Origin of the sequence: Cellulomonas sp. PhB150, assembly GCF_003755175.1 — a bacterium.
Taxonomy (GTDB): Bacteria; Actinomycetota; Actinomycetes; order Actinomycetales; family Cellulomonadaceae; genus Cellulomonas.
On record NZ_RKHX01000006.1, the window covers coordinates 15,424 to 37,856 of the forward strand.

At 74.3% G+C, this 22,433-nt stretch carries 21 protein-coding genes; 10 read left to right on the forward strand and 11 right to left on the reverse strand.

The genetic code is table 11. The annotated features are described in order from the left end of the window. The 3 genes from EDF34_RS16895 (at position 1) to EDF34_RS16905 (ending at position 2,560) form a co-directional block, all read left to right on the forward strand. Complete coding sequence (locus EDF34_RS16895) at positions 1–801, forward strand: C40 family peptidase (RefSeq protein WP_123372691.1); 801 nt, start codon at positions 1–3, stop codon at positions 799–801. Positions 802–964: 163 nt separating this feature from the next. Further along, entirely contained in the window at positions 965–1,507 is a 543-nt protein-coding gene (locus tag EDF34_RS16900) for an HNH endonuclease (protein WP_370450095.1), read from the forward strand. Between the two features lie 87 nt (positions 1,508–1,594). Continuing rightward, positions 1,595–2,560 carry a universal stress protein gene (locus tag EDF34_RS16905; protein ID WP_123372692.1) on the forward strand — a complete coding sequence of 322 codons (966 nt, stop codon included), beginning with the start codon at positions 1,595–1,597 and terminating at the stop codon, positions 2,558–2,560. A gap of 216 nt (positions 2,561–2,776) precedes the next feature. Here EDF34_RS16905 and EDF34_RS16910 read toward each other — a convergent pair whose 3' ends face one another. Continuing rightward, positions 2,777–3,235 (reverse strand): Lrp/AsnC family transcriptional regulator, encoded by a 459-nt coding sequence (locus tag EDF34_RS16910; protein ID WP_233575455.1) that lies wholly within the window; start codon positions 3,233–3,235, stop codon positions 2,777–2,779. 181 nt (positions 3,236–3,416) lie between these two features. Here EDF34_RS16910 and EDF34_RS16915 point away from each other — a divergent pair, with 181 nt between their 5' ends. Continuing rightward, positions 3,417–4,295: a histone H1-like repetitive region-containing protein gene (locus tag EDF34_RS16915; RefSeq protein ID WP_123372693.1), complete on the forward strand. Its 879-nt coding sequence runs from the start codon at positions 3,417–3,419 to the stop codon at positions 4,293–4,295. A 188-nt stretch (positions 4,296–4,483) separates the two neighbouring features. Here the strand turns inward: EDF34_RS16915 and rocD are convergent, their stop codons facing one another. The 4 genes from rocD to EDF34_RS16935 all read right to left on the reverse strand — a co-directional run bounded on the left by rocD (position 4,484) and on the right by EDF34_RS16935 (position 7,479). After that, positions 4,484–5,692 carry an ornithine--oxo-acid transaminase gene (gene rocD, locus EDF34_RS16920; protein WP_123372694.1) on the reverse strand — a complete coding sequence of 403 codons (1,209 nt, stop codon included), beginning with the start codon at positions 5,690–5,692 and terminating at the stop codon, positions 4,484–4,486. Position 5,693: 1 nt separating this feature from the next. Further along, the gene (ddaH, locus tag EDF34_RS16925; protein ID WP_123372695.1) at positions 5,694–6,530 is read right to left on the reverse strand and encodes a dimethylargininase; all 837 of its coding nucleotides are present in this window, start codon (positions 6,528–6,530) and stop codon (positions 5,694–5,696) included. A 119-nt stretch (positions 6,531–6,649) separates the two neighbouring features. Further along, complete coding sequence (locus EDF34_RS16930) at positions 6,650–7,108, reverse strand: SRPBCC family protein (protein ID WP_158615113.1); 459 nt, start codon at positions 7,106–7,108, stop codon at positions 6,650–6,652. Further along, on the reverse strand, positions 7,105–7,479 hold the full coding sequence (locus EDF34_RS16935; protein ID WP_123372696.1) for an MmcQ/YjbR family DNA-binding protein: 375 nt from the start codon (positions 7,477–7,479) through the stop codon (positions 7,105–7,107). The genes EDF34_RS16930 and EDF34_RS16935 overlap by 4 nt, the downstream gene beginning before the upstream one ends. A 25-nt stretch (positions 7,480–7,504) precedes the next feature. On the opposite strand from EDF34_RS16935, the gene EDF34_RS16940 reads away from it, so the two are divergent. Next, entirely contained in the window at positions 7,505–8,491 is a 987-nt protein-coding gene (locus EDF34_RS16940; protein WP_123372697.1) for an aldo/keto reductase, read from the forward strand. 3 nt (positions 8,492–8,494) lie between these two features. On the opposite strand, the gene EDF34_RS16945 is transcribed toward EDF34_RS16940, so the two are convergent. Genes EDF34_RS16945 through EDF34_RS16955 form a run of 3 tightly spaced genes read right to left on the reverse strand, consistent with a single transcriptional unit; the run spans position 8,495 to position 9,941 of the window. Then, entirely contained in the window at positions 8,495–8,746 is a 252-nt protein-coding gene (locus tag EDF34_RS16945) for a hypothetical protein (RefSeq protein WP_123372698.1), read from the reverse strand. Continuing rightward, positions 8,728–9,483, reverse strand: a complete 756-nt coding sequence (locus EDF34_RS16950) for a hypothetical protein (protein WP_233575456.1) — start codon at positions 9,481–9,483, stop codon at positions 8,728–8,730. Before EDF34_RS16950 ends, EDF34_RS16945 begins: the two co-directional genes overlap by 19 nt. After that, a complete protein-coding gene (locus tag EDF34_RS16955; protein ID WP_123372699.1) occupies positions 9,483–9,941 on the reverse strand; it encodes an OsmC family protein in 459 nt (152 codons plus the stop codon). The genes EDF34_RS16950 and EDF34_RS16955 overlap by 1 nt, the downstream gene beginning before the upstream one ends. Before the next feature lie 136 nt (positions 9,942–10,077). Here EDF34_RS16955 and EDF34_RS16960 point away from each other — a divergent pair, with 136 nt between their 5' ends. Then, the gene (locus tag EDF34_RS16960; RefSeq protein WP_123372700.1) at positions 10,078–10,599 is read left to right on the forward strand and encodes a septum formation family protein; all 522 of its coding nucleotides are present in this window, start codon (positions 10,078–10,080) and stop codon (positions 10,597–10,599) included. A 4-nt stretch (positions 10,600–10,603) separates the two neighbouring features. Beyond that, complete coding sequence (locus EDF34_RS16965) at positions 10,604–10,996, forward strand: DUF4280 domain-containing protein (RefSeq protein WP_123372701.1); 393 nt, start codon at positions 10,604–10,606, stop codon at positions 10,994–10,996. Here the strand turns inward: EDF34_RS16965 and EDF34_RS16970 are convergent. From EDF34_RS16970 to EDF34_RS16980, 3 genes are all read right to left on the reverse strand, one after another. Next, entirely contained in the window at positions 10,977–11,495 is a 519-nt protein-coding gene (locus EDF34_RS16970) for a hypothetical protein (RefSeq protein WP_123372702.1), read from the reverse strand. The genes EDF34_RS16965 and EDF34_RS16970 overlap by 20 nt on opposite strands. After that, a complete protein-coding gene (locus tag EDF34_RS16975) occupies positions 11,492–14,689 on the reverse strand; it encodes a DUF4157 domain-containing protein (RefSeq protein ID WP_123372703.1) in 3,198 nt (1,065 codons plus the stop codon). The genes EDF34_RS16970 and EDF34_RS16975 overlap by 4 nt, the downstream gene beginning before the upstream one ends. A gap of 149 nt (positions 14,690–14,838) precedes the next feature. Then, positions 14,839–16,788, reverse strand: coding sequence for an ATP-binding protein (locus EDF34_RS16980; protein ID WP_123372704.1), 1,950 nt, complete (start codon positions 16,786–16,788; stop codon positions 14,839–14,841). Between the two features lie 195 nt (positions 16,789–16,983). On the opposite strand from EDF34_RS16980, the gene EDF34_RS16985 reads away from it, so the two are divergent. From EDF34_RS16985 to EDF34_RS16995, 3 genes are read left to right on the forward strand one after another with little or no spacing between them, the layout of a single operon-like run. Then, the gene (locus EDF34_RS16985) at positions 16,984–17,646 is read left to right on the forward strand and encodes a DUF4255 domain-containing protein (RefSeq protein WP_123372705.1); all 663 of its coding nucleotides are present in this window, start codon (positions 16,984–16,986) and stop codon (positions 17,644–17,646) included. Beyond that, positions 17,643–19,886 carry a carboxypeptidase regulatory-like domain-containing protein gene (locus EDF34_RS16990; RefSeq protein ID WP_123372706.1) on the forward strand — a complete coding sequence of 748 codons (2,244 nt, stop codon included), beginning with the start codon at positions 17,643–17,645 and terminating at the stop codon, positions 19,884–19,886. Before EDF34_RS16985 ends, EDF34_RS16990 begins: the two co-directional genes overlap by 4 nt. Before the next feature lies 1 nt (position 19,887). Further along, a complete protein-coding gene (locus tag EDF34_RS16995) occupies positions 19,888–22,410 on the forward strand; it encodes a carboxypeptidase-like regulatory domain-containing protein (protein ID WP_123372707.1) in 2,523 nt (840 codons plus the stop codon). Positions 22,411–22,433 lie beyond the last annotated feature (23 nt).

Consider the following 22,433-nt stretch of genomic DNA (forward strand, 5'->3'; position numbering starts at 1 on the left):
GTGACCGTGAGCACCACCACACGCGCCCGTCACAGGGCAGCACGGCGGCCATCGACGCCGCTGACCGAGCTGGCGTCCGTCGCGTCGGACCAGCTCGGCACCGTCGGTCGCCGGACGGCAGTCGTCGCAGCCTCGTCGGGCCTCGTGGTCTCGATGATGGGCGCGCCGGCCTTCGCCGCCCCGACGGACGACACCGTCACCGGCGCCCTCGCGGCCGTCGACACCGACGCCCTGACCGCCTCGGCCAAGGCCGTCCTGGCGTCCGGCCCGGTCGTCAGCGCCCCGGCCGACGCCAAGTGGACGGTCGACTCGCCGGTCATCAAGGCCGTCAAGCCGAAGCCCGTCGTCGAGAAGGTCGTCGTGGCGCCCGTCGTCGCGTCGACCGCGGTCTCGCGCAGCACCCTGCGCACCTCGGACGCGAGCGACAGCAACGACGACGTCGCGAACAGCCCCGTCCCGCAGTCCGTCTCGGGCAACGCCGTCCTCGAGGTCGCCGCCCGCTACGTCGGCACCCCGTACGTCTCCGGTGGCTCGGCCCCCGGTGGCTTCGACTGCTCGGGCTTCGTGTCCTACGTCTTCAAGCAGCTCGGCATCTCGCTGCCGCGCACCTCGGGCGGCATCCGCTCGGTGGGCACGGTCATCTCGCGGGCCGACGCCAAGCCGGGCGACCTCATCTGGACCCCGGGCCACATCGCGATCTACGCGGGTGGCAACCAGCAGATCGACTCGCCCCGCCCGGGCAAGACGATCCAGTTCCGGGGGATCTGGCAGCGCTCGCCCGTCTTCCTGCGGGTCGGCTGACCAGCACGCACTTCCTCGACGAGGCCCCGACGACACGTGTCGTCGGGGCCTCGTCGCGTTCCGGACAGCCTCTGTGGTTACTCTGGTCGCGCACCACGCTGCATCTACGCTCCGCCGGGCCGGCAGCCAGCCGGTCCGACTTCCCGGTCGGGAGTCTGCCGTGCTGACACAGGTCGTACCCGAGATCGCTGCGCCGCTCCCGGCGCCCGCCGCCCAGGCCCGCACGCTGCTGCTGAACGCGAGCCTCGAACCCCTGTGCATCGTGAGCGTCCACCGCGCGGTGCTCCTGATGATGTGCGGCAAGGCCACGGTCCTGGAGACCGACGGCCGCACCCTGCACTCCGCGCACGTCGAGCTGCCGCTGCCCGTGGTCATCTCGCTGACGCGGTACGTGCACGTCCCGGTCCGCCGCCCGGTCCCGCCCACGCGCCGGACCGTGCTGCAGCGCGACTCGCACCGCTGCGCGTACTGCGGCGGCGGCGCCGACACCGTGGACCACGTGCACCCGCGCTCCAAGGGCGGGCGGCACGAGTGGGGCAACGTCGTGGCGGCCTGCGTGCGGTGCAACCACCGCAAGGCCGACCGCCTGCTGCACGAGCTCGGCTGGGAGCTGCCCTTCACGCCGCGCGCGCCACGGTGGTCCATCGCGTTCGGTTCCGGGGCGGTCCGCGCGGACCCGCTATGGTCCGCCTATGTCGTCGCGTGAGACCGCGCGCGACACTAGGGGGACGGGCAGCGCACCGCCCGCGTCGATGACGCGGTGGGTCCGCCGCACGAGCGCGAGGGAGCAGCCATGACAGCCGTGCCAGGTGGGCCAGACGGGTCGCAGCAGGACGTGATCCTGGTCGGGGTCGACGGCTCGACGCCGAGCCTGCACGCGCTGGACTGGGCGGCCGCCGAGGCCGCCGTGCGCGGCTGGTCGCTGCACCTGGTGTGCTCGTACTCGCTGCCGTCGTTCACGGCGGCCTCGCTCGACGGCGGGTACGCGGCGCTCGACGACACCGCGATCCAGGAGGGCGCCCGCGCGGTGCTGGCCGAGGGCGTGGCTCGCGTCTCCCACCACGGCGTCCCGATCACGACGAAGGTGCACACCGGCGACGCGGCCGGGGTGCTCGTCGAGCTCTCCCGCGAGGCGCGCCTGGCGGTGGTCGGCACGCGCGGCCGCGGTGGCTTCGCCGACCGGCTGCTGGGGACCGTCTCGTCGGCCCTGCCCGCGCACGCGCACTGCCCCACGGTCGTCGTCCCGCTGCGCGACTCGTCGGGCCACGCGCTGCCCGACGACGTCGAGCCGCCGCCCGTACGCCCGGTGCGGCGCATCGTCGTCGGCGTGGACGGCTCCGACCAGGCCGAGCGGGCGCTGCGGTTCGCGGTCGCCGAGGCGGAGGCCTGGGGCGCCGACCTGACCGCCGTCGCCGGGGTGCCGGTGGCGTCGATGACCGGCGTGCTCGCCTGGCTGCCTGCAGCGGTCGACCACGAGCAGGTGCTGCGCGACCTCGAGGAGGGGCTCAACGTCGTCGTCGACCGCGCGCTCGTCGGGCACGAGCTCACCGTGAAGCGGCACGCGCTCGACGGGACCGGGGCCGAGCTGCTGACCGAGTTCTCGGAGGCGACCGACCTCATCGTGCTCGGCTCGCGCGGGCGCGGCGGGTTCGCGGGCCTGCTGCTGGGCTCGACGAGCCAGGCGGTGCTGCACCACGCGCAGTGCCCGGTCATGATCGTGACCAACCGCTGCGCCCCCGCGGCGGCCGGCGCCGCCTGAGCCCCTCCGCCTCGACCCGCCCGCGCGAGCCGCGCCCGCAGCGCCCGCCGCACGCCCGCACCCGCCGTGGCTGCAGGGATGGGTGAAGCCTTCGTGCACGCGGGCGTGGCGAATGCTGTGACGAAGCCTGCGTCCAGGCGTGCGCCGAAGGTCCGGGCGCCTTGGGCGTCCGGGGCGTTCTGGCCCGTCGAGGCCTGAGCAGGCGGGCCGGCGTCGTCAGGGCTGCTCGGGGACCTCGGGGCGGCGGACGAGCGCCGAGAGGACCACGCTGGAGCGGGTGCGGGAGACGAACGGCTCGGCCGCGAAGCGCTCGACCACCTGCTCGAGGTGGCGCATGTCGCGCGCACGCACCTGGACGACGAGGTCGACGTCGCCGGTGACGGTGCTCGCCGCGACGACCTCGGGGTACTGCTCGACCGCGGCGCGCATCGTCGCCGGGCTCGTCGACCCCTGGCAGTAGACCTCGACGAACGCCTCGGTGTGCCAGCCCATCGCGGCCGGGTCCAGGCGCGCCGTGAATCCGCGGATGACCCCGCGCTCGCGGAGCCGGTCCACCCGTCGCTTCACCGCGGGGGCGGACAGCGACACCTGCTGGCCCACCTGGGCGAACGTGGCGCGGGCGTCGACGGACAGCGCCCGCAGGATCGCCATGTCGAGGTCGTCGATGTCAGGCACCCGCCCATCTTCGCCGACGCGGCGGCGTGGGACGCGCCGGAATCGGCCTTCTGTGTGATATCCGCCCGATTTGCCGCTGTTCCCTCAAGTGTCCGGGGTGCCCTGCCGAAAGGAGGGGCGGAGCCGACCGTCCCCCTCGGCTGGGCACGGGACCGGCGAACAGGCACCGAAGGAGCACAGCATGCGGATCTGGGACCGGCACTCGCGGATGGCGACGGCCCTCGTCGTGGCCACGGCACTCGTCGCCACGGGAGCGAGCGCGGCGTGGAGCGACACCCGCTCCTCGGGCGCCACACCCACGGCGATCGTCACGCTGAGCCCGATCTCGCCGGAGGCCGGCGCAGGTGCCCCGTCGCTGGCGAGCTCGGCGTCGTCGTCCGTGGCGCGGGCGGCGGTCGCGATCCGTCAGTCGGCGGCCCAGGCCGCAGCAGCAGCGAAGGCCGCCGCGGAGCAGGCCGCGAAGAAGGCCGCGGCCGAGAAGGCGGCGAAGAAGGCTGCTGCGAAGAAGGCCGCCGCGAAGAAGGCTGCGGCCAAGAAGAAGGCTGCGGCCAAGAAGAAGGCTGCGGCGAAGAAGAAGGCCGCCGCCAAGAAGGCTGCCGCGAAGAAGGCTGCCGCGAAGAAGGCTGCCGCGAAGAAGGCTGCGGCCAAGAAGGCCGCCGTGAAGAAGTCGGCGTCCATCAAGGCGCCGACCAAGGTCCCCTCTGGTGGCCTGGTCTGCCGGGGCTCGGGCGGACCGGGCGCGGCGGAGCAGAAGGTCAGCGCGATCGGCGCCGCGATCAACTCCTACCGTGCGAGCCACGGCCTGAAGAAGCTGAGCATCTCCCGCTCGTCCACGCTGGTCGGCCACGCCAAGACGATGGCGACGACCGGCGGGATCTGGCACTCCGGCCACGAGAACATTGTCGCGTGCGTGAGCGACGACAGCGCCTCGACCATGGTCACCGCGTGGTCGCACTCCGCGCCGCACAAGGCGCAGATGCTCCGCAAGGACGTCAGCCACATGACCGTCGGCGGCGCCGCCAACGACGGCTGGCTCTTCGGCGCAGTCCTCTTCAGCTGAGCCGCCCGAACCACCTGACTCGCCGCCGATCCACCTGACTCGCCGTCGAACCACCTGACTCGCCGCCGAGCGGTGGCTTGCGCACGGCTCACGGACCTGAAGCGTGCCCAACCCACCGCTCGCCGGGGTGAGCCGCCGGGGTGGGGCGGCCAGGGGTCAGGCGGTGGGCGGCCGGGGTGGGCGGGTCGTCAGGCCAGGGCGTCCGTGAGGGCGTCCAGGGCTGTGTCGAGGTCCTCGGCCGTGATCGTCAGCGGCGGGGCGAGCCGGACAGTGCGGCCGTGGGTGTCCTTGGCCAGCACGCCGCGCGCGAGCAGCCGCTCGCACAGCTCGCGGCCGGTGGCAGGTCCGGACCCGGGAGCCACGTCGAGCCCGGCCCACAGGCCGATCCGCCGCACGGAGGCCAACGCTCCCGCGTCGACGAGCGCGTCGAGCCGGGCGCCGAGCTGCTCGCCCCGCACGGCGGCCGCGGCCTGCGGCTCCCCGGAGGCGAGCAGGTCGACGACCGCGAGGCCGACCGCGCACGCGAGCGGGTTGCCGCCGAACGTCGAGCCGTGCGTCCCTGCGGTCAGCACCCCGAGCACGTCGTCGCGCCCGACGACCGCGGAGACGGGCACGATGCCGCCGCCCAGGGCCTTGCCGAGCGTCACGAGGTCCGGCCGCACGCCCCACGTCTCGACGGCGAGCGTGGTCCCGGTGCGGCCCAGGCCGGACTGGATCTCGTCGGCGATCAGGAGCACGTCCGCCGACGTGCACAGCGCGCGGACGGCCGGCCAGTAGTCGGCGGGGGGCACGACGACGCCCTGCTCGCCCTGCACGGGCTCGAGCAGCACGGCGACGGTCGTCTCGTCGATGGCGGCGGCCAGCGCGGCGGCGTCCCCGTAGGGGACCGAGCGGAACCCGGGCGTGAACGGCCCGAAGTGCCGGCGCGCGTCGGGGTCGTCGGAGAACGAGACGATGGTCGTCGTCCGGCCGTGGAAGTTCCCGTCGGCGACGACGATCGTCGCGCGGTCGTCGGGCACGCCCTTGACCTCGTAGCCCCACTTGCGCGCGGCCTTGATGGCGGTCTCGACGGCCTCGGCGCCGGTGTTCATCGGCAGCACCAGCGGCGTGCCGGTGAGCAGCGGGCCGACGAGGCCGGCGAGCGCCGACGCGAACGGCTCGAGCAGGTCGTGGTCGAACGCGCGCGAGGTCAGCGTGATCCGGTCGAGCTGCGCGTGCGCCGCGGCGACCAGCGCGGGGTGCCCATGGCCGAAGTTGAGCGCCGAGTACCCCGCCAGCAGGTCGAGGTACCGCCGGCCGTCGACGTCCGTGACCCAGGAGCCGGAGCCCGAGGTCAGCGTGACCGGCAGCGGGTGGTAGTTGTGCGCGAGCGCCGACGCGACGGCCGTCGTGGTCATGTCAGGAGCGGATCTCGAGCGTGCAGCACTTCGCGCCGCCGCCGCCCTTGAGCAGCTCGCTCGTGTCGACGGGGATCGGGGTGTAGCCGCGCTCGCGCAGGGCCGCGGACAGGTCCACGGCGCCGGGCGCGACGACCACGTTCTCGCCGTCGGACACCGCGTTGAGGCCCAGGGCCACGGCGTCGCGCTCGGTCGCGAGGATCGCGTCGGGGAACATCTGCTCGAGCACGGCCCGGCTGCCGGCCGAGAACGCGGGCGCGAAGTACGCGACCTGCGGGGCCGCCGACGACGAGGAGATCACGGCCAGCGCGGTGTCCAGGTGGTAGTAGTGCGGGTCGACGAGCTCGAGGGAGACGACCGGGCGGCCGAAGAGCTCCTGGGCCTCGGCGTGCGCGGACCGCTCGGTGCGGAAGCCCGTGCCGGCCAGGATGACGTCGCCGACGACGAGGAGGTCGCCCTCGCCCTCGTTGGTCTCGGCCGCGGTGTGCGTGACGAAGCCGCGGTCCGCGAACCACTTCTGGTAGGCGGGGCCCTCGGGCTGGCGCTCCGGGTAGCGGAACGCGGCGGAGTAGACGACGCCGTCGACGACGGTCGCGCCGTTGGCGGCGTAGACCATGTCCGGCAGGCCGGCGATGGGTTCGATCGTCTCGACCGTGTGGCCGAGGTCGAGGTAGGTGTCCCGCAGCGTGCGCCACTGCCGCACCGCCAGGTCCGCGTCGGTGTGCCGGGTCTTGTCCATCCACGGGTTGATCTCGTAGGAGACCGTGTAGTGCACGGGCTCGCACATCAGGTAGCGGCGGTCGGCACGTCCGGGCGCGGTGCTGGCAGCGGCGGTCATCGGGCTCCTTCGAGGGCGGGGGCGGTGACGCAGGTCCGCTTTCGAGGGTACGAGCCGTTTCGGCGGCGATCCGCCAACCCGCGTTGCGCATGTGGGCGCGATTCGTTGCGCGAGCAGGCCTACGACAGGCGATGTGTTGCGTCGACCTCACGGGCGGCGGCGCCGAGGGCGCCTCGCACCATCAGGCCGAGGAACGGCCGCAGCAGCGCGCGCCCGAAGCCGACGGGCAGGTGCGCGAGGTAGACGTCCTCGGACCACAGCACCCGAGCGTGCGCGTCGTCGAGCGCGGTGACCTCGATGCGCGCCTCGCCGAGCAGCACGGGCCCGTGCTTGACGAAGACCGCCACGCGCGTGGCCCCGGGCGGGTCGGCACGGGTGATGACCATGCGGTCGACGATCCCCGGCGCGCCTCGTCGGGCGAACGGTCCCGAGGTGGCGCGGATCCGCGTCCCGACGCGCGGTGGCCCGTCGGTCTCGACCCGGGTCAGCGGCACCCACCGCGCGTGGTTGCGGGCGTCGGTCAGCAGGTCCCACGCCTCGTCGGCCGAGAGCGGGAGCGTCCGCGCCGCCCTGCTCACGCGGGCTCCAGCGCGGCCAGCTGCCGCCTGTTCGCGACCTGCCGGAACGAGCCCTCCAGCAGCTCGCGGACCTCGTCCCAGTCGCTGTCGGCGGCCAGGTCGATCGCGAGCCAGCCGGCGGGGCCGTGGTACGGCGGCGCGTAGAAGCGCTCGTCGTGCTCCAGGGCGGGCCGCTCGTCGGGGTCGGGCTTGAACACGAGGCCGGTGTCGTGCCCGTCGTGCACGCCGTAGACCGCGAACATCGGGGTGCCCGCCCGGAACGTAGGGCGGCCCCAGGCCTCGACCTCGACCGCTTCGGGGAGGGCCAGCGCGAGGTCGCGCACGCGGGCCAGCACCGGGTCGGTGATCGCGAACATGCGCGGGTGGGTCATGCTCACCCACGGTAACGTCGCCGGCATGGATACGCGTGTGCTGGGACGAACGGGTCGGTCGGTCGGGGTCATCGGGCTGGGGTGCTGGCAACTCGGAGGAGACTGGGGCGAGGTCGCCTCGGACACCGCGCTCGCGGTGCTGGGGGCCGCGGTCGATGCCGGGGTGACGTTCCTGGACACGGCCGACGTGTACGGCGACGGCCGCTCGGAGAAGCTCGTCGGCGAGTTCCTCGCGTCGCGGCCCTCGTCGGGCCTCACCGTCGCGACCAAGATGGGCCGCCGTGCCGACCCGCACACCCCCGAGGAGTACACGCTCGACCACTACCGCGAGTGGACCGACCGGTCGCGCGCCAACCTGGGCGTCGACACGCTCGACCTGGTGCAGCTGCACTGCCCGCCCACGCCCGTCTTCCACCGCGAGTCCACGTACGACGACCTGGACACCCTGGTCGACGAGGGTCGCATCGCTGCCTACGGCGTCTCGGTGGAGACGGTCGACGAGGCGCTCGCCGCGATCGCGCGCCCGCACGTGGCGACCGTGCAGATCATCCTCAACATCTTCCGCCGCAAGCCGCTCGACGCGGTGCTCCCGGCGGCCGTCGAGGCGGGCGTCGGGATCATCGCGCGCGTGCCGCTCGCCTCCGGCCTGCTCTCGGGCAAGTACGACCTGTCGACGCAGTTCGCGGACTCCGACCACCGCAGCTTCAACCGGCACGGCGAGGCGTTCGACGTGGGCGAGACCTTCGCGGGCGTGCCCTACGAGGTGGGTGTCGCAGCGGCGCAGGACGTCGCCGCGCTGACCCCCGAGGGCGCGACCACGGCCCAGCTCGCGCTGCGCTGGATCGTCGACCAGCCCGGCGTCTCGGTCGTCATCCCGGGCGCGCGCAACGCCGCCCAGGCCCAGGGCAACGCCGCCGCCGCGGCGCTCGCGCCGCTGCCCGCGCGCACGCTCGACGCGCTGAAGGCGATCTACGACAGCCAGGTGGCCGAGCACGTCGCCGACCGCTGGTGAGGGTCAGCGGTCGAGGACCGCGCTGACCTCCGCCTCGACCTCGTCGAGCCGCCGGTGCTGCACGTGGGCACCGGACCAGCGGCGGGTGTCGAGGTCCCAGCGGGACTCGGACCCGGGCGGGACGCGCAGCCAGACCGTGCGCGTCACCCCGGCGGCCGTGACGCGCCGTGCCTGCTCGAGCGTGAACGTGGTCCCCGGGTGCCGCGCGTGCAGCCGCGACCGGACCTGCTCGAAGGTCAGCGGCGGATGCCCCACTTCTTCTTCTCCTTGACCGGAGCGGGCGCGGGCGGCAGCTGCACGCGCTCGGCGTCGCCGAGCTGCTTGGCAGGGACGGGCTCGAGCTCGATGACGTGCCCGAACGTCGTGGGTGGTGCACCAAACGCGGCGCGCGCACCCTCGATGACCGTGCGGCCCAGGGCACGGCCACCGGCCACGCCCACCACGACGCCGACGCCGTAGGGGATGAGGCGGCCGAAGAAGAGCCCGCCCTGCCGCGCGACCTGCTTGCGCACCATGCGGCGCGTCAGCGTGGTGTTGACCTTCTTCACGGTCGCCATCGGCATGCGCGTGAGCATGATCCGGGCGACGCCCACGGCACCCTGGCCGGTGATGTCCGTGACGGCCTTCGCGCCCGACTCGCCGAGCAGGCTCGTCAGGAGGAGCGCCGTGCGGCGCTCGGAGTCGTCGACGTCGATGCCGTGCACCGACGCGACGGCCAGCACGTAGGCGGACGACGCGCCGAAGAACGTGGCCACGTCGCTCGCTGTCAGCGCGAGCGCGACGCCCGTGCCGACGGCGGGTGCGGCAGCCGCGGCACCGACCGCGCCGCCGGCCCCGGCGACGACCATCAGGTACTCCTTCTCCAGCAGCTTGATCAGCTGCGCGGGGGAGGCCTCGGGGTTGCGCGAGCGGATCTTCTCGACGTGCGCGTGGATGGTCGACGACGGGATCGCGACCGCGCGGGCGAGGGCCTCGTCGACGAAGGACGGCATCAGCGCTCTCCGACGACCGTGAGCTCGATCTCGGCGCCGGCCTTGAGCGTCCGGCCGACCGTGCAGTGCTGGTCGATCGCGCGGTGCATGACCGTGAGCAGGCGCTCGCGCTGGTCGGGGTCCAGGCCGGACAGGTCGACCGTGAACCGCTCGGTGAGCTGCGGGTAGCGGTCCTCGTCGTCGTCGGCCAGTCCCTCGACGTCGATCGTCACGGCCACGTCGTCCCCGAGGCGGCGGGCCACGGCGTTGTCCGCGGAGAGGCCGCTGCAGCCGGCGAGCGCGACCTTGAGGAGCTCGCCGGGCGTGAACGCCTCGTCGTAGGAGATGTCACCGATCTCGACGGTCGCGCCGCGCGAGTTGTGCCCGACGTAGCGTCGCGCGCCGGTCCGCTCGACCCACAGCCGCGTGCCGGCCGCGTTCGCGGGAACGGACGTCTGCCCCTCGACCTCAGTAGTCATGCCCCGATCCTTACACGCGCTCGCGCGCGATGCCGGGGGTGGGTTTGGGTGGTGGTTACGGATGGGGAGGGCCGCGGGGCGTGGTTAGGGTGGGCGCGCCCCGGCGACCGGCCAGGGTTCGGAGCGGAGGTCGGGCGTGCGGATCGGGCGTGGGAGCGCGGCGCGACGGGTCATCCTCGGCACTGTCGGTGCTGTCGGTGCCGTCCTCGTCCTCGCCACCTCCGGGTGCTCGGTGTTCGACCGGGGCGACAAGACCGACGGGGTGTCGGTGTTCGACGTCAAGGTCGGCCAGTGCTTCCAGGTCCCCGAGGACATCACGGTCGAGCTCACCGACCTGCCCTCCGTGCCGTGCACCACGGAGCACGAGCAGGAGGCGTACGCGCGGGTCGCCTACACCGATCCCGGTACGGGGTCGTCCGCGGGCGCCACGCCCGACGACTTCCCCGGCGACGCGGCGCTCAAGTCCTTCGCCGACGGTGCCTGCGCGGCGGAGTTCGCGGACTACGTCGGGGTCGACTACCGCGACTCGACGCTCTACTTCACCTACCTGGTGCCCTCGCCGCGGGGCTGGGAGCAGAACAGCGACCGCTCCGTGCTGTGCTTCGTCACCACGACGGGCGCGACGCTCACGGCCTCGGTCAAGGGCACGGGCTGGTAGCGGCGTGGGCAAGCCCGCGGTCACGGCGACCGCCACCCTGATGTGCAGCTTCGGCATCGCGCCGTCGACGCTCGTCGTGCTGCCGATCCCGCGCGTGCTGATCGAGGGCAAGCCGGCCGCGACCATCGCGGACAACATCCCGATGGTGAACATCCCGCCGTTCGGCATGTGCACGTCGCTGGCGAACCCGACGGTGGCGGCCGCGACGGCCGCCGCGCTCGGCGTGCTGACGCCGATGCCGTGCATCCCCGCGCCCGCGGGCCCGTGGCTCAACGGCGCGACGACCACGCTCATCGGCGGCAAGCCCGGGCTCACGCTCGGTGCGCAGTGCCAGTGCGCCTACGGCGGGGTCATCCAGATCATCAACCCCGGGGCCGTCACGACGCTGGAGGGCTGAGCTCCTCGACCGGCGCCCGACGAGCGTCCGCGGCGGCCTCGGCCGCGGTGGACGTGCCCGCCACGACGGCGTCGACCGGTCCGGCGTAGCGCGCGGCGGCGGCCTCGACCTCGTCGAGCGCGGCGCCGATCAGCTCGCCGAGCGCGTCGTCGGGCACCTCGACCCCGGCGAGCAGCACGGCGTGCCGCGCGGAGACCGAGCCCGTCGTCAGGTCGAGCTCGAGCGCGGCGGCGAACAGGTCCGCCGTGGCGCGGTTGGCGAGCTCGCCGACGGCCTCGAGGGCTGCCGCCGGCACCGCGCGCGGGTGCACCGCGTACAGCGTCACGCCGCGGACGTGGGGGCGCACGAGCGCCAGCACGCGCGCGTCGTCCTGGCCCGCGCCGGCGGCGGGGCCCACGTCGATCGTGCGTGCGTCCTGGTCGACGTCGACCGAGCGCCCGCTCGCGGCGAGTGCCGCGGCGATCTCGGCGACGAACAGGTCGTCCTCCGTGAGGCTCACGGGCGGTGCCCCCCGATGGTGACCGGCGCGCCGGCCTTGGCCTGCTTCTCGGCGTCCTTCTTCGACTTCAGCGCGTCGCGCAGGAACGCGATCCACTCCGGGCTGTTGCGCCGCGGGGTGCGGCCGAGCTCCGACTCGATCTCGGCGGCGGTGACGCCGTCGATGAACGCCTTCATGGTCGGCGGCGTCGAGTCGAGCGCGAGCGTCTTGCTGCCGACCGCGCACGCGATGCCCTGCGGCAGCGCCTCGATGCCCTCGTCGAACGCCTGCGTGCGGTTCTTCAGCTTCTCGCGCTTGGTGCTGCTCAGCGTCATGCGCAGCTGCCAGAAGATGCCGCGGTCGTCCTTGGAGTTCTCGCCGAGCTTGCCGCCCTTGGCCAGGGTGTTGCGCTTGTCCTTGAGCGCCCCGGCCTCGTCCCACGCGTCGCTCAGCGCGCCGGCCTTGCCCGTCACCGAGTTCATCTGCGACTTCAGGTCGTCGAACATGTGCTGCGGGTCGGCGTCCGTGCCCATCTGGCCCAGCACCACCTCGCGCACCTTGAGCAGTCGCGCGTCGTCGCTCGTCGTCGCGGCGTCGCCCTTCGGGCTGCTCGGGTCGAAGGGCGTCAGCGGCTTGGGCTTGATGCCCGCGACGTACGCCTGCGTGATCGGCTTGCCGTCGATGCGGTAGTTGGCGAGGAACGCGATCGCCACCTTGTCGCCCTGGGCGGCCTTGATGACGATGCCGTCGACGGCCATCTTCGGGTGCTTCTTGAGCTCGTCCTCGGCGGCACCCTCGAGGTGCAGCACGGAGGACTCCTTCTCGGCGCGCTTGGCCTGCACCGCGAGCACGCTGTCCGCGATGTAGTGCGCGAGCGAGTGCAGCTTGTCGACGACGGCCGCCGACGCCTTGATCGCCGCGGGGATGCCGAAGCCGCCGCCGCTGGCCACCTGGGCGATCGCGAGGCTGAAGTCGAGCACGCTCGCCCCCAGGGTCCAGGAGTGCTGCTCGAGCTGCTTGGTGTAGACCTGCGAGACCTTCATCAGGGGGTAGACCATGACGTTCACGGAGTCGGTCGAGCCGACCCGCGCCTCGAACATCGAGCTGTCGGTCTCGCGCTGGCGCATGGCGGTCGTCGCCACGTCGGTGATGCCGCGCACGATCGCGATCGCGGACGTCGCGATGTCGAGGCCCGGCACCACGCTCTTGACGCCGGCCGCCACGCCGCCGTCGATCGTCTTGGCGAGCTCGGCCGTCTGCTTGGCGGCGGTGACCAGCCCGTCGAGGCTGCCCGCGCCGGACTTCACGGCCTTGAGGCCCTCGTAGGGGTCCTTCGTGGACCACGCGGTGTCGATCGACTTGGCCATGGCCATGCCGTTCTGCACCGCCGAGATGAGCGCGTTGAGGATGCCGGTCATCTGCCCGATGCCGGCGGACGCCTTGGTCGCGTCGGAGATCGGCAGCTTCTGCTCGACCTCGTCGCGCTGGCCCGCCTTGATCTGCTTGTCGGCCTTGGCGCCGGCGACGTACGCGTCGCCGATCCCGAGCCGGTCCACCGCGCCGGGGACGGGCGACTTCGGCCCGTCCTCCTTGACGATGCCCTGCTTGTCGCGCATGGCCTTGTCCTGGCCCTTGCCGATCTTGCCGGCGATGCCGCCGCCGACCTTGTCGATGCCCTTGGTGGCCATGCCGCCGTACTTCGAGACGTCCTCCATCGCGGAGATGCCCTTGTCGAGGCCGCCGCCGCTGGGCTTGGGCTGGGGGCCGATGCGCTGCTCGGGCGGGAGCAGGTCGAGGTTCGCGGTGATCGTCGCCTCGTCGCGGGCGCGCTGACGGGCACGGGCCTTGGCACGCTCGTCGGCGGCGGCCCACGCGGCCACGTCGACCGGGCCGTCCTTGGGCGGCAGCGCGGACAGCGACTTCGCGTCGACCGTCTTGAGCACCTTCTCGCGCGCCTCGTCCTGGGCCAGGAACGGGCTCGCGTCCGGGTCGGCCGCCAGGATGTCGTCCCGCTCGTTGGCCATCCGGTCGTAGAGCTTCTCGGCGGACTTCGAGATCATCCGCGCCTTGAGCGTGTCGGCGTCGGTGGCCTCCGCGGACGCCCCGGCCTGCGCCTCCGAGCGGACCTGGCGCACCTGCGCGACGAGCTGCTCGGCGGGGGTCTCGCGCGGCGGGCGCACGTGCTCGAGCGCGGGGAACTCGACGTACCAGACCTGCTTGTAGACGAGCTTGGCGCGCTTCTCGTCGGAGCCGCCGATGTTGTCCTTCTGCATCTCGGCGAACAGCTCGACCTCGCGGGCCTTCGCCTTGTCCTGCAGCTCGTAGAGGTTCTTCATCTCGGCGCCGGCGCCGGAGGTCATCTTGGTGAAGGTGCCGTTGGTGTTCGTGTGCTGCGGCCCGCCCTCGTCCGGACCCGTCTGCCCGTACAGGTCCTCCTTCATCTGCGCTCGGCCGGCCTCGCCCTTCGCGCGCGACTCCTTGAGGTCCGCCTTCTCGGTCTTCTCGAGCTTCTTGCTGGCCTTGACCTTGCGCTGGTCCTCGGCCTTCTCGTCGGCCTTCTTCTTCTTGGCCGCCTTCTCCTCCTCGGTGTCCTTCGACCACGGCCAGCGCCGGACGCCGGGGGCCTCGGTGACCACGTGCGCGATCTCGTGCGCGAGCATCCGCTCGCCGTCGGGGGACTGCGGGGAGAAGCGGCCGGCGCCGAAGAAGATGTCCGAGCCGGTGGTGAACGCGTCGGCGGAGATCGCGCTGCTCAGGGCCGCGGCGTCCGGGCCGTCGTGCACCCGGACGTGGCCGAGGCCGGTGCCGAACGCGGACTCCATGCGGCCGCGCACCGCGCCGGGCAGCGGTGCGCCGCCCCCGCGCTTCGCGGCGATGCGACCGCTCGTCGCGGCGTCCAGGTCGCCACCGGCCCGGCCGACGACGGCCGCGGGCGCGGAGCTGGGCGCGGCGGACCGGCGCAGGTGGCCGCAGCCGGGGTCGTGCCGGTGCGCGTCGGCCTCGCCGTCGGTGGTGCTGCGCCGCAGGCGGCCCAGCGCGCGGTCGGCCAGCGCGTCGGCCGTGTGCTCGGCCGGGTCGTCGGCGTGGCCGACCGTGAGTCCCGCCAGGGGTGCGGGCGCGGGGGAGGCCGCGGCCGCAGGTGCCGCCTGCTCGGGCGCGGCGGGCTGGGCGCCGGCCGCGGACGGGACGGGGACGCGTGCGTGGTGCGAGCTCATGCGAGGCTCCTTGTGGCAAGACCAGCAGACCCTGACGGGGGACGCGGTCACGATGAGGTCGGCTCCGCGCAGAGGCCAGCCTGCCGCCCTGACCAGCACGGCAGCATCGGCAATCGCTACGCAGATCGGCCGGTCAGCCGGTCAGGCGGTCAGGCGGTCGCGGCCCAGTCCGGGTCGGCGACCCGCCGGCCGAGCTTGGCCATCTCCCGGTCGGCCGCGAGCCGCACGTCGCGCATGCCCACGTCCCGCCGCTCGGCGACGGCGTCGTAGGCGGCGGCCAGGACGATGTTGCGGATGTCGCCGCCGGCCAGCTCGAGCGCCTTGCCGAGCAGCGCGACGTCGACCGGGTCGCCCGGGTCGGTGCGGGGCAGCTGCGCCAGGTGGTGGCGCCAGAGCAGCTCGCGGGTGTCGGTGTCCGGGTCGGGGAAATGGACCATGAAGTGCAGCCGGCGGGCGAAGGCGGGGTCGAGGTTGCCGCGCAGGTTGGTCGCCAGGATCGTGACGCCCTCCGAGGACTCCATCCGCTGCAGCAGGTAGGAGACCTCCTGGTTGGCGTAGCGGTCGCGCGAGTCGGTCACCGCCGAGCGCGAGCCGAACAGCGAGTCGGCCTCGTCGAAGAACAGCACCGCGCCCAGCGACTCGGCCTGCGCGAACGCCCGCTCGAGGTTCTTCTCGGTCTCGCCGATGTACTTGTCGACGACCGCGGACAGGTCGACCTGGAACAGGTCGGCGCCCAGGGAGTCGGCCACCACGTGCGCGGCCAGCGTCTTGCCGGTGCCCGGGCTGCCGGAGAACAGCGCGGAGATCCCCGTGCCCTTGCCGCCCTTGCCGTGCAGGTCGCCGAGCGCGAGCACGTCGTCGCGGTCCCGGACCCAGCCGACGAGCCGCTCGACCTCGCGCCGGGTGTGCGGCGGCAGCACGAGGTCGTCGAGGCTCGCGCCGCCCTCCGCGGAGGACCGTGCCTTCGACGAGCTGCCCGCGGACAGCCGCCGGGCCGCGGCCCGCACGCCTGCCGCGTCGACCGGGTGGCCGGCCGTCTCGGCGTCGAGCAGCGCGCGGCGGGAGACCGCGTCGATCTGCTCGGGCGCGAGGCGCAGGGCGAGCACGTCGCGCGTGGCCACGTCGGGGCCGAGCATGCGGTCCCACATCGTGCCGCGCTCGCCGCTCGTGAGCCGCCCCGCGGTGACGGCCGCGGGCAGGTGCGGCCGCCAGCGCGCGTCGAAGGCGGTGCGCGAGACGGCGACGACGGGCACCACGGAGCGGTCGAGCTCGTCGAGGTACGGCCCGGCCAGGTGCGCGCCGGCGACGACGAGCACGCACCCGCGCAGCCCGGCCTCGAGCGTCAGGGCCCGCAGCGCGGCGCGGACGACGCCCGCCTCGAGCGGCTCGGCCGGGCTCGCGGGGAGCCGCTCGAGGTCCGCGACGAGCACGTCGACGTCCAGCGCGCGGCAGGCCGCGGCGGCCAGCCCGGTGCCGGCGGTGCCGAGCGGTGCGTGCACCCAGACCAGGTGCTCGCCATGGGCGAGGGCCGCGACCGCCTCGTCGACCCCCGGCGCGTCGGCGGCCACCGCCTCGACGATGAGGCGGTCGACGACCGGGTCGGGCGCGTCGACGCCGAGCAGGCGCGCCGCGACGCGCTCGGGCAGCCGCAGCCGACGGGCGAGCAGCACGTCGTCGCCCTCGACCTCGAGCAGGCCGCTGCGGCTCAGCAGCCCGGTGACGCCGACCCGCCCCCGCGCGCGCGGGTCGGCGACGGACAGCCCCGCGAGCTCGAGACCGAGCGCGACGGTCGGCCGCGCCGGGCCGTCGTCGCCCGAGAGCAGCCCCGTGAGGGTGTGGGCCGACGGGTGCGCCTCGGCCAGGGCGGCGAGCGCGAGCAGCGCCGCGTCGGGGGCGTCGAGGGCGAAGAGCCCGACGAGGTCGTCGAGCGCCTCGTCGAGCGCGCCGAGCCCGGCCGCGTCGGTGTCGACCGCCTGCCAGGCCGCCCGTGCGGCCGGCTCGACCGCCCACTCGCCCGTGGCCGACCGGCGCTCCAGCGCGGGGCGCAGGGCTGCGCGCACGGCGGGTCCGGCGCCCACCCGCTCGTCGTCGACCGTCACCCGTGCTCCCGGCTCGCAGTGCCGCGGACCTGCGCTGCAGCGGTCCCGTCCGGCGGCCCGATCATGCCCTGCCGACCGCGGTCGGTCCACCGTCCGGAGGCCTCCGGACGGAACATCGGTAGCGATTACCGATGCCTGCCCGGCACCCCGTTGCCTAGCGTCGGGTGGCCTGGGAGAGCCAGGCGCCGGTGACGCATGCGGACCGTCGGGCAGCCGCACGCGGTGGTCCTGCCGGGCCTCGTCGTCGGACCAGCGGCGGCCGGGACGGGAGGGACAACGCACGTGCTCATCCCCGTGATCGACGACGGTCTCGAGCGTCTGCTGCGCACCAGCCTCCCCCTGCCCGTCGACCAGGGCGACGTGTCCTTCGACCCGCCCTCGAGCACGTGGTCGGCCCAGGTCAACCGCCTGACGGTCAACCTCTACCTGTACAACGTCAGCCGCAGCCCGCAGCCCCCGCGCCCCGCGGCGGTCCGCCCGGGCGCCCGCGGCACCGAGCGCCGGTTCGCCCTGCCGATGGTCGAGCTGTCCTACCTGGTCTCCGCCTGGGCGGGCTCGCCGCGCGACGAGCACAGCCTGCTCGGCGACGTCCTGACCCGGCTCCTGGCGTTCCAGGTCCTGCCCGTCGAGCACCTGGTCCGGCCGCCGTCCTCACCCGTCCAGATCGCGCTCGCGGCCGACGACCTCAACCGCCCGCGCGAGCTGTGGTCGGGCCTCGGCGGCTCGCTCAAGGCCTCGTTCACGCTCGTCGTCACGGTCGCGGCCGACGCCTACGACTGGGAGCTCGCGCCCCCGCAGGTCACGCAGGTCGTCCCCGCCACGTCGCTGCTGGACGGGCGGGAGAGCGGCCGCCCATGAGGGTGAGCAGCACGGTCGAGCGGCTGGACGTCGCACCCGGTGGCACCGGGGTCGTCCCGCTCGACGTCGTCAACACCTCCGACGTCATCGAGTCGCTCTCGGTGCACGCGCTCGGGGTCCCCGAGGCGCGCGTGCAGACCGAGCCGCCCGCGCTCGCGCTGTTCCCGGAGGCGTCGGGCGAGCTCACGCTGACGGTCGGCCTGCCCGAGTCGTTCCCCGCGGGCACGTACCCGGTGACGTTCGTCGTCGCGGGCCGCTCGCCGGGTGCGCGCGAGGCGTACCACGACGTCGACATCGTCGTCCCGGCGCGCCCGCACGTGAGCCTGGCTGCGACGCCGTCGCTCGTGCGCACGCGCGGGCGCGCCGCCTTCACGGTCGAGGTCCGCAACGACGGCAACGTGCCGCTCGACGTCTCGCTGCGTGCGGTCGACAGCGACCGCACCGTGCGGACCACGCTGTCGCCCTCGACCGTCTCGGTCGCGCCGGGCTCGGTCGGCACGGCCACCGTCCTGCTCAAGGGACCGCGCCAGCTGCTCGGCTCCGACCGCGACCGCCCCGTGACCGTGCTCGCTCAGGCCGCCGAGACCGAGGCGTCCGTCGCGCTCGTGCTGCGGCAGCGGTCCACGCTGAGCCGCGGGCTGATCACGGTGCTCGTGCTGCTCGCGATCATCGCGGCCTGGGCGCTCGCGTTCCTGCTCGGGATGCAGCAGGTGCTCGGCGCGGACCCGTACACGAAGGTCGCGCCGCCCTCGTTCTTCGCGGCGCTGCCCGCCGAGGGGGCCGACGGGTCCGAGGCGGGGACCGATGCCGACCCGGGCGCTGCCGGGGCCGCGCCGGCCGGCGCGCTCGCCAAGGACGGCCCCCTGCCCGCGGGCGTCGGCGCGACCGTGACGGGCACCGTCCTGGGCAGCTCCGACAAGCAGGGCATCGGCCGGATCACGGTCGTCGCGCTCCGGCACGGGCGCGACGGCCTCGTGCAGGTCTCGTCGGCCGCGACCCAGGCCGACGGCACGTACACGATGTCGGGCCTGTTCCCCGGCGCGTACCTGCTGCGCGTCGAGGCCGACGGGTACGACACCGCCTGGCACCCGTCCGCCGCGACCGAGGCCGCCGCCCAGGAGGTCACCGCGGTCGCGCAGCAGATCACCACGGGCGCGGACCTGACCGTGGACGGCCACGACGCCACGCTGTCCGGCAACGTCGTGACCGGCGACCCCGAGGACGACGTCGAGGTCAAGGTCACCGCGCGCCCGTCGTGGAGCGGCGCGGACCCGGAGACGTCCTACGAGACGACGGCCGACGCGTCCGGCGCGTACTCGTTCGCGGACCTGCCCGCGCCGGGCACGTACGAGCTGACGTTCGCGGCCGAGGGGTACCAGCCGGCGACGACGACCGAGCGCGTGCTCGGCGGCCAGGAACGGTTCGCGCTCGACGTGCGGCTCGGCGCGGGCACGGGCTCGATCGCGGGCGTCGTCACCGACGGCACGAACCCGCTCGGCGGCGTCAAGGTCAGCACGACGATCGACGGCAAGGCGGTCACGGTCGGCACCCCGACCGTCGGCCAGGTCGGCTCGTTCGTCGTGCCGAACCTGCCCACGCCGGGCACGTACGTGCTCACGTTCACCAAGGACGGCTTCAGCCCGACGACGTCCGTCGTCGACCTCGGGCCCGGCGAGCAGCGCGCGGACCTGTCCGTCGCGATGCCGGGCGGCGCGGGGACCGTGACCGGCCGCGTCGTCAGCGCGTCCGGCAAGCCGCTCGGCGGCGTGACCGTGAGCGCCGGCGGCGCTGCGGCCGGCACGACGACCACCACCCTGACCGCGGGCGCCGTCGGCTCGTTCACCCTCGCCGGCCTGCCCGCGGGCGGATCGGTGACCCTGACCTTCACCCGCAGCGGCTACACGGCCGTCACCCTGCCCGTCACCATCCCCGCCTCGGGTGCAGCCAAGCCCGTCAAGGTCACGCTCGACTCGGCGCTCGGCTCGCTCACCGGCCGCGTGACGTCCGGCGGCTCGGGCGTCGTCGGGGCGACCGTGACGGCCACCGACGGCGGCCTCGTGCGCACCACGACGTCGACGAGGTCCGGCGACCGCGGCTCGGGCACGTACGTGCTGCCCAAGCTCCCCGAGGGCACGTACACGGTGACGGTCACGGTCGACGACGCGGTCGTCGCGACCTCGATCGTCACCGTCTCGGGCGGCAGCCCGACGGTCTGCGACCTGCCGGTCGGGGAGGGCTGACGTGCGCCTCGACCTCGCGCCGCACCGCGCCGTCGCCACCCCGGGCACGCCGGTGACGTTCCTGGCGACCGTCACGAACACGACCGCGCTCATCGCGGGCTACAGCGTGCGGGTCCTGGGTGCCGACCCGTCGTGGGTGCGCGTCGACGACCCACAGCTGCGGCTGTTCCCCGACGAGACCGCGTCCGTGGTCATCACCGTCCAGCTGCCCGAGGGCGTCCCGGCGGGTGACCGGCGCATCGCCGTGCAGATCCGCGACCTGACCGACGCGGGCGCGATCGCCGTGCAGGAGGTCGTGCTCGACGTGCCGCCGCTGCCGCGCGCGACCGCCCGCCTGGACCCGCCGACGATGACCGGCGGCTCCGCGGCGGTCTTCGCGGTGCTCGTCCACAACGAGGGCAACACGGTCCAGCACGGTCGCGTCGTCGCGCGCGACCCCGAGGCGCTGACCACGTTCACGCTCCAGCCCGCGCAGTACAGCCTGCCGCCCGGCGAGAGCGTCACGGTCGCGATGCGCGCGCGGGCCAAGCGGCCCTGGCTCGGCGACCCCGCGCTGCGGCCGTTCGAGGTGCGCCTCGACGGACCCACCGCGCCCCCGGCTGACGCGCCGCCCGCCGCGGCCGGCGTGTTCATCCAGAAGCCCCGGCTCTCCCGCGGGCTGCTCGCGCTGCTCGGCCTGCTGCTCGCGATCTCCGTGTTCGCCGTGATCATCACGCTCGCGCTGAGCTCGGTCGTCGGGCGCTCGGCCGCGGACCGCGACCTCGCGCTGCAGGTGGCCCAGGCCCGCTCCGACCAGACGGCCACGGGCACCTCCACGCTGACCGGCGCGGTCACCGACCTCTCGACGGGCGCGCCGGTCGGCGACGTGTCGGTCGAGGCGTTCGGCGACGACCCCGCGACGCCGCTGCTCACGGTCGCGACCGGCGACGACGGGACGTACTCGCTCGAGCGGCTCCCCGCCGGGACGTACACGCTGCGCGTGCGCGGCGCCGGGTTCGACGAGACCTGGTACCCGGCGGCGCCCACGCAGGCCGACGCGCAGCAGGTCGAGGTCGCCACCGGGCAGTCGGTCGCCGGCCTGACCGTCCTCGTCGGCGGCGTGCCCGCGACGCTGGCCGGGTCCGTGACGGGCACCGACGTCGCGGGCGCGGTCCTGTCCGTCCAGCTCCCGCTCGACACCGGCCCGCTCGCGACGACGGACACCTCCGCGCCCGGCGAGGCGCCGGCGACCGCGACGAGCGGGGCGGTCGTCCGCACGGTGCCGATCGGCGCGGAGGGCACGTTCGAGATCGACGACCTGCCCTCGCCCGCGGTGTACGACCTCGTGGTCACCAAGGCCGGGCTCGCGAGCTCGGTGCAGCGCGTCGACGTCGCGGCCGGCGAGGACCGCACGGGCGTGCGGCTCTCGCTCGTGCAGGGCGACGGCTCGATCACCGGGACGGTCAGCGGGTTCGACGGCCCGGTCACCGGCGCGACCGTCGTCGCGGGGGACGGCAGCGTCTCGGTGGAGACCGTGACTCTCACGCAGGACAACCCCGGCGGGTTCGTCCTGCGCGGGCTGCCCACCCCGGGCACGTACACGGTCGTCGTCTCGGCCGACGGGTACGCGCCCTCGACCCTGAGCCTCAGCCTCAGTGAGGGCCAGGCGCTGACGGGCGTCGCCGTGGTCCTCGGCCGCGACGAGGCGAGCCTCGGGGGCACGGTGAGCGTGCCGGGCGGTGACGCGGGCGGGGTGTCCGTGACGGTCACCGACGGCGCGCTCACGCTGCAGACGGTCACGCAGTCGACCAAGCCCGTGGGCCGGTGGTCGCTCGCGGGGCTGCGCGTGCCCAGCACGTACACCGTGACGTTCGCGCGCGCGGACCTGGAGTCGCAGGTGCTGTCGGTGAGCGTCGACGCGTTCGGGAACGTCACCGCCGGGGCGTCGTCGGCAGGCGCGGTCGACGTGACCATGCGCGGCGCGACGGGCACGATCTCCGGCACCGTCAAGCAGCCACCGACGAAGGGCGCGAGCGCCGCACCGATCGGCAACGTCAAGGTCACCGTGAGCTCGGGCAGCGACCAGCGCGTGGTCTACACCGCCTCGACCCCGCGGTCGAAGGTCGGCAGCTACGTCGTCGACGGCCTGACCCCCGGCACCTACACGGTGACGTTCTCCCGCAGCGGCACGCGCGCGACCTCGGAGATCGTCGTGCTGGCCGCCGCGCAGAAGTACCCGCTGTCGCCGACGCTCGTCGCCGCGGCCCGGGTCTACGGCACGGTGACCGTCGACGGCGGCGGCTCGGCCGGCGCGGTCGCCGTGCTGCTCTACCGGGCCTCGGAGTACGGCACGGCCGCCGGTCCCGTCGCCTCGATGACGGCGAGCAGTGCCGGCGCCTACAGCTTCGCCGACGTGGACGCGCCCGAGAACTACATCGTCGAGGTGCGCGTCACCCCGGACGGGGCCGTGCTCGCGACCTCGTCCGCCGTCACCCTGGCCGCCAGCGCGCAGCTGAAGGTCGACGTCTCCGTGCCGAACGACTAGTCCAGCCCGACCCCAGACCTGAC

Coding starts and splice junctions, on each gene's coding strand:
- EDF34_RS16905 (WP_123372692.1), top strand. CDS start 1,595: ATGACAGCCGTGCCAGGTGGGCCAGACGGGTCGCAGCAGGACGTGATC.
- EDF34_RS16915 (WP_123372693.1), top strand. CDS start 3,417: ATGCGGATCTGGGACCGGCACTCGCGGATGGCGACGGCCCTCGTCGTG.
- rocD (WP_123372694.1), bottom strand. CDS start 5,692: ATGACCACGACGGCCGTCGCGTCGGCGCTCGCGCACAACTACCACCCG.
- ddaH (WP_123372695.1), bottom strand. CDS start 6,530: ATGACCGCCGCTGCCAGCACCGCGCCCGGACGTGCCGACCGCCGCTAC.
- EDF34_RS16935 (WP_123372696.1), bottom strand. CDS start 7,479: ATGACCCACCCGCGCATGTTCGCGATCACCGACCCGGTGCTGGCCCGC.
- EDF34_RS16940 (WP_123372697.1), top strand. CDS start 7,505: ATGGATACGCGTGTGCTGGGACGAACGGGTCGGTCGGTCGGGGTCATC.
- EDF34_RS16950 (WP_233575456.1), bottom strand. CDS start 9,483: ATGCCGTCCTTCGTCGACGAGGCCCTCGCCCGCGCGGTCGCGATCCCG.
- EDF34_RS16955 (WP_123372699.1), bottom strand. CDS start 9,941: ATGACTACTGAGGTCGAGGGGCAGACGTCCGTTCCCGCGAACGCGGCC.
- EDF34_RS16975 (WP_123372703.1), bottom strand. CDS start 14,689: ATGAGCTCGCACCACGCACGCGTCCCCGTCCCGTCCGCGGCCGGCGCC.
- EDF34_RS16985 (WP_123372705.1), top strand. CDS start 16,984: ATGCGGACCGTCGGGCAGCCGCACGCGGTGGTCCTGCCGGGCCTCGTC.
- EDF34_RS16990 (WP_123372706.1), top strand. CDS start 17,643: ATGAGGGTGAGCAGCACGGTCGAGCGGCTGGACGTCGCACCCGGTGGC.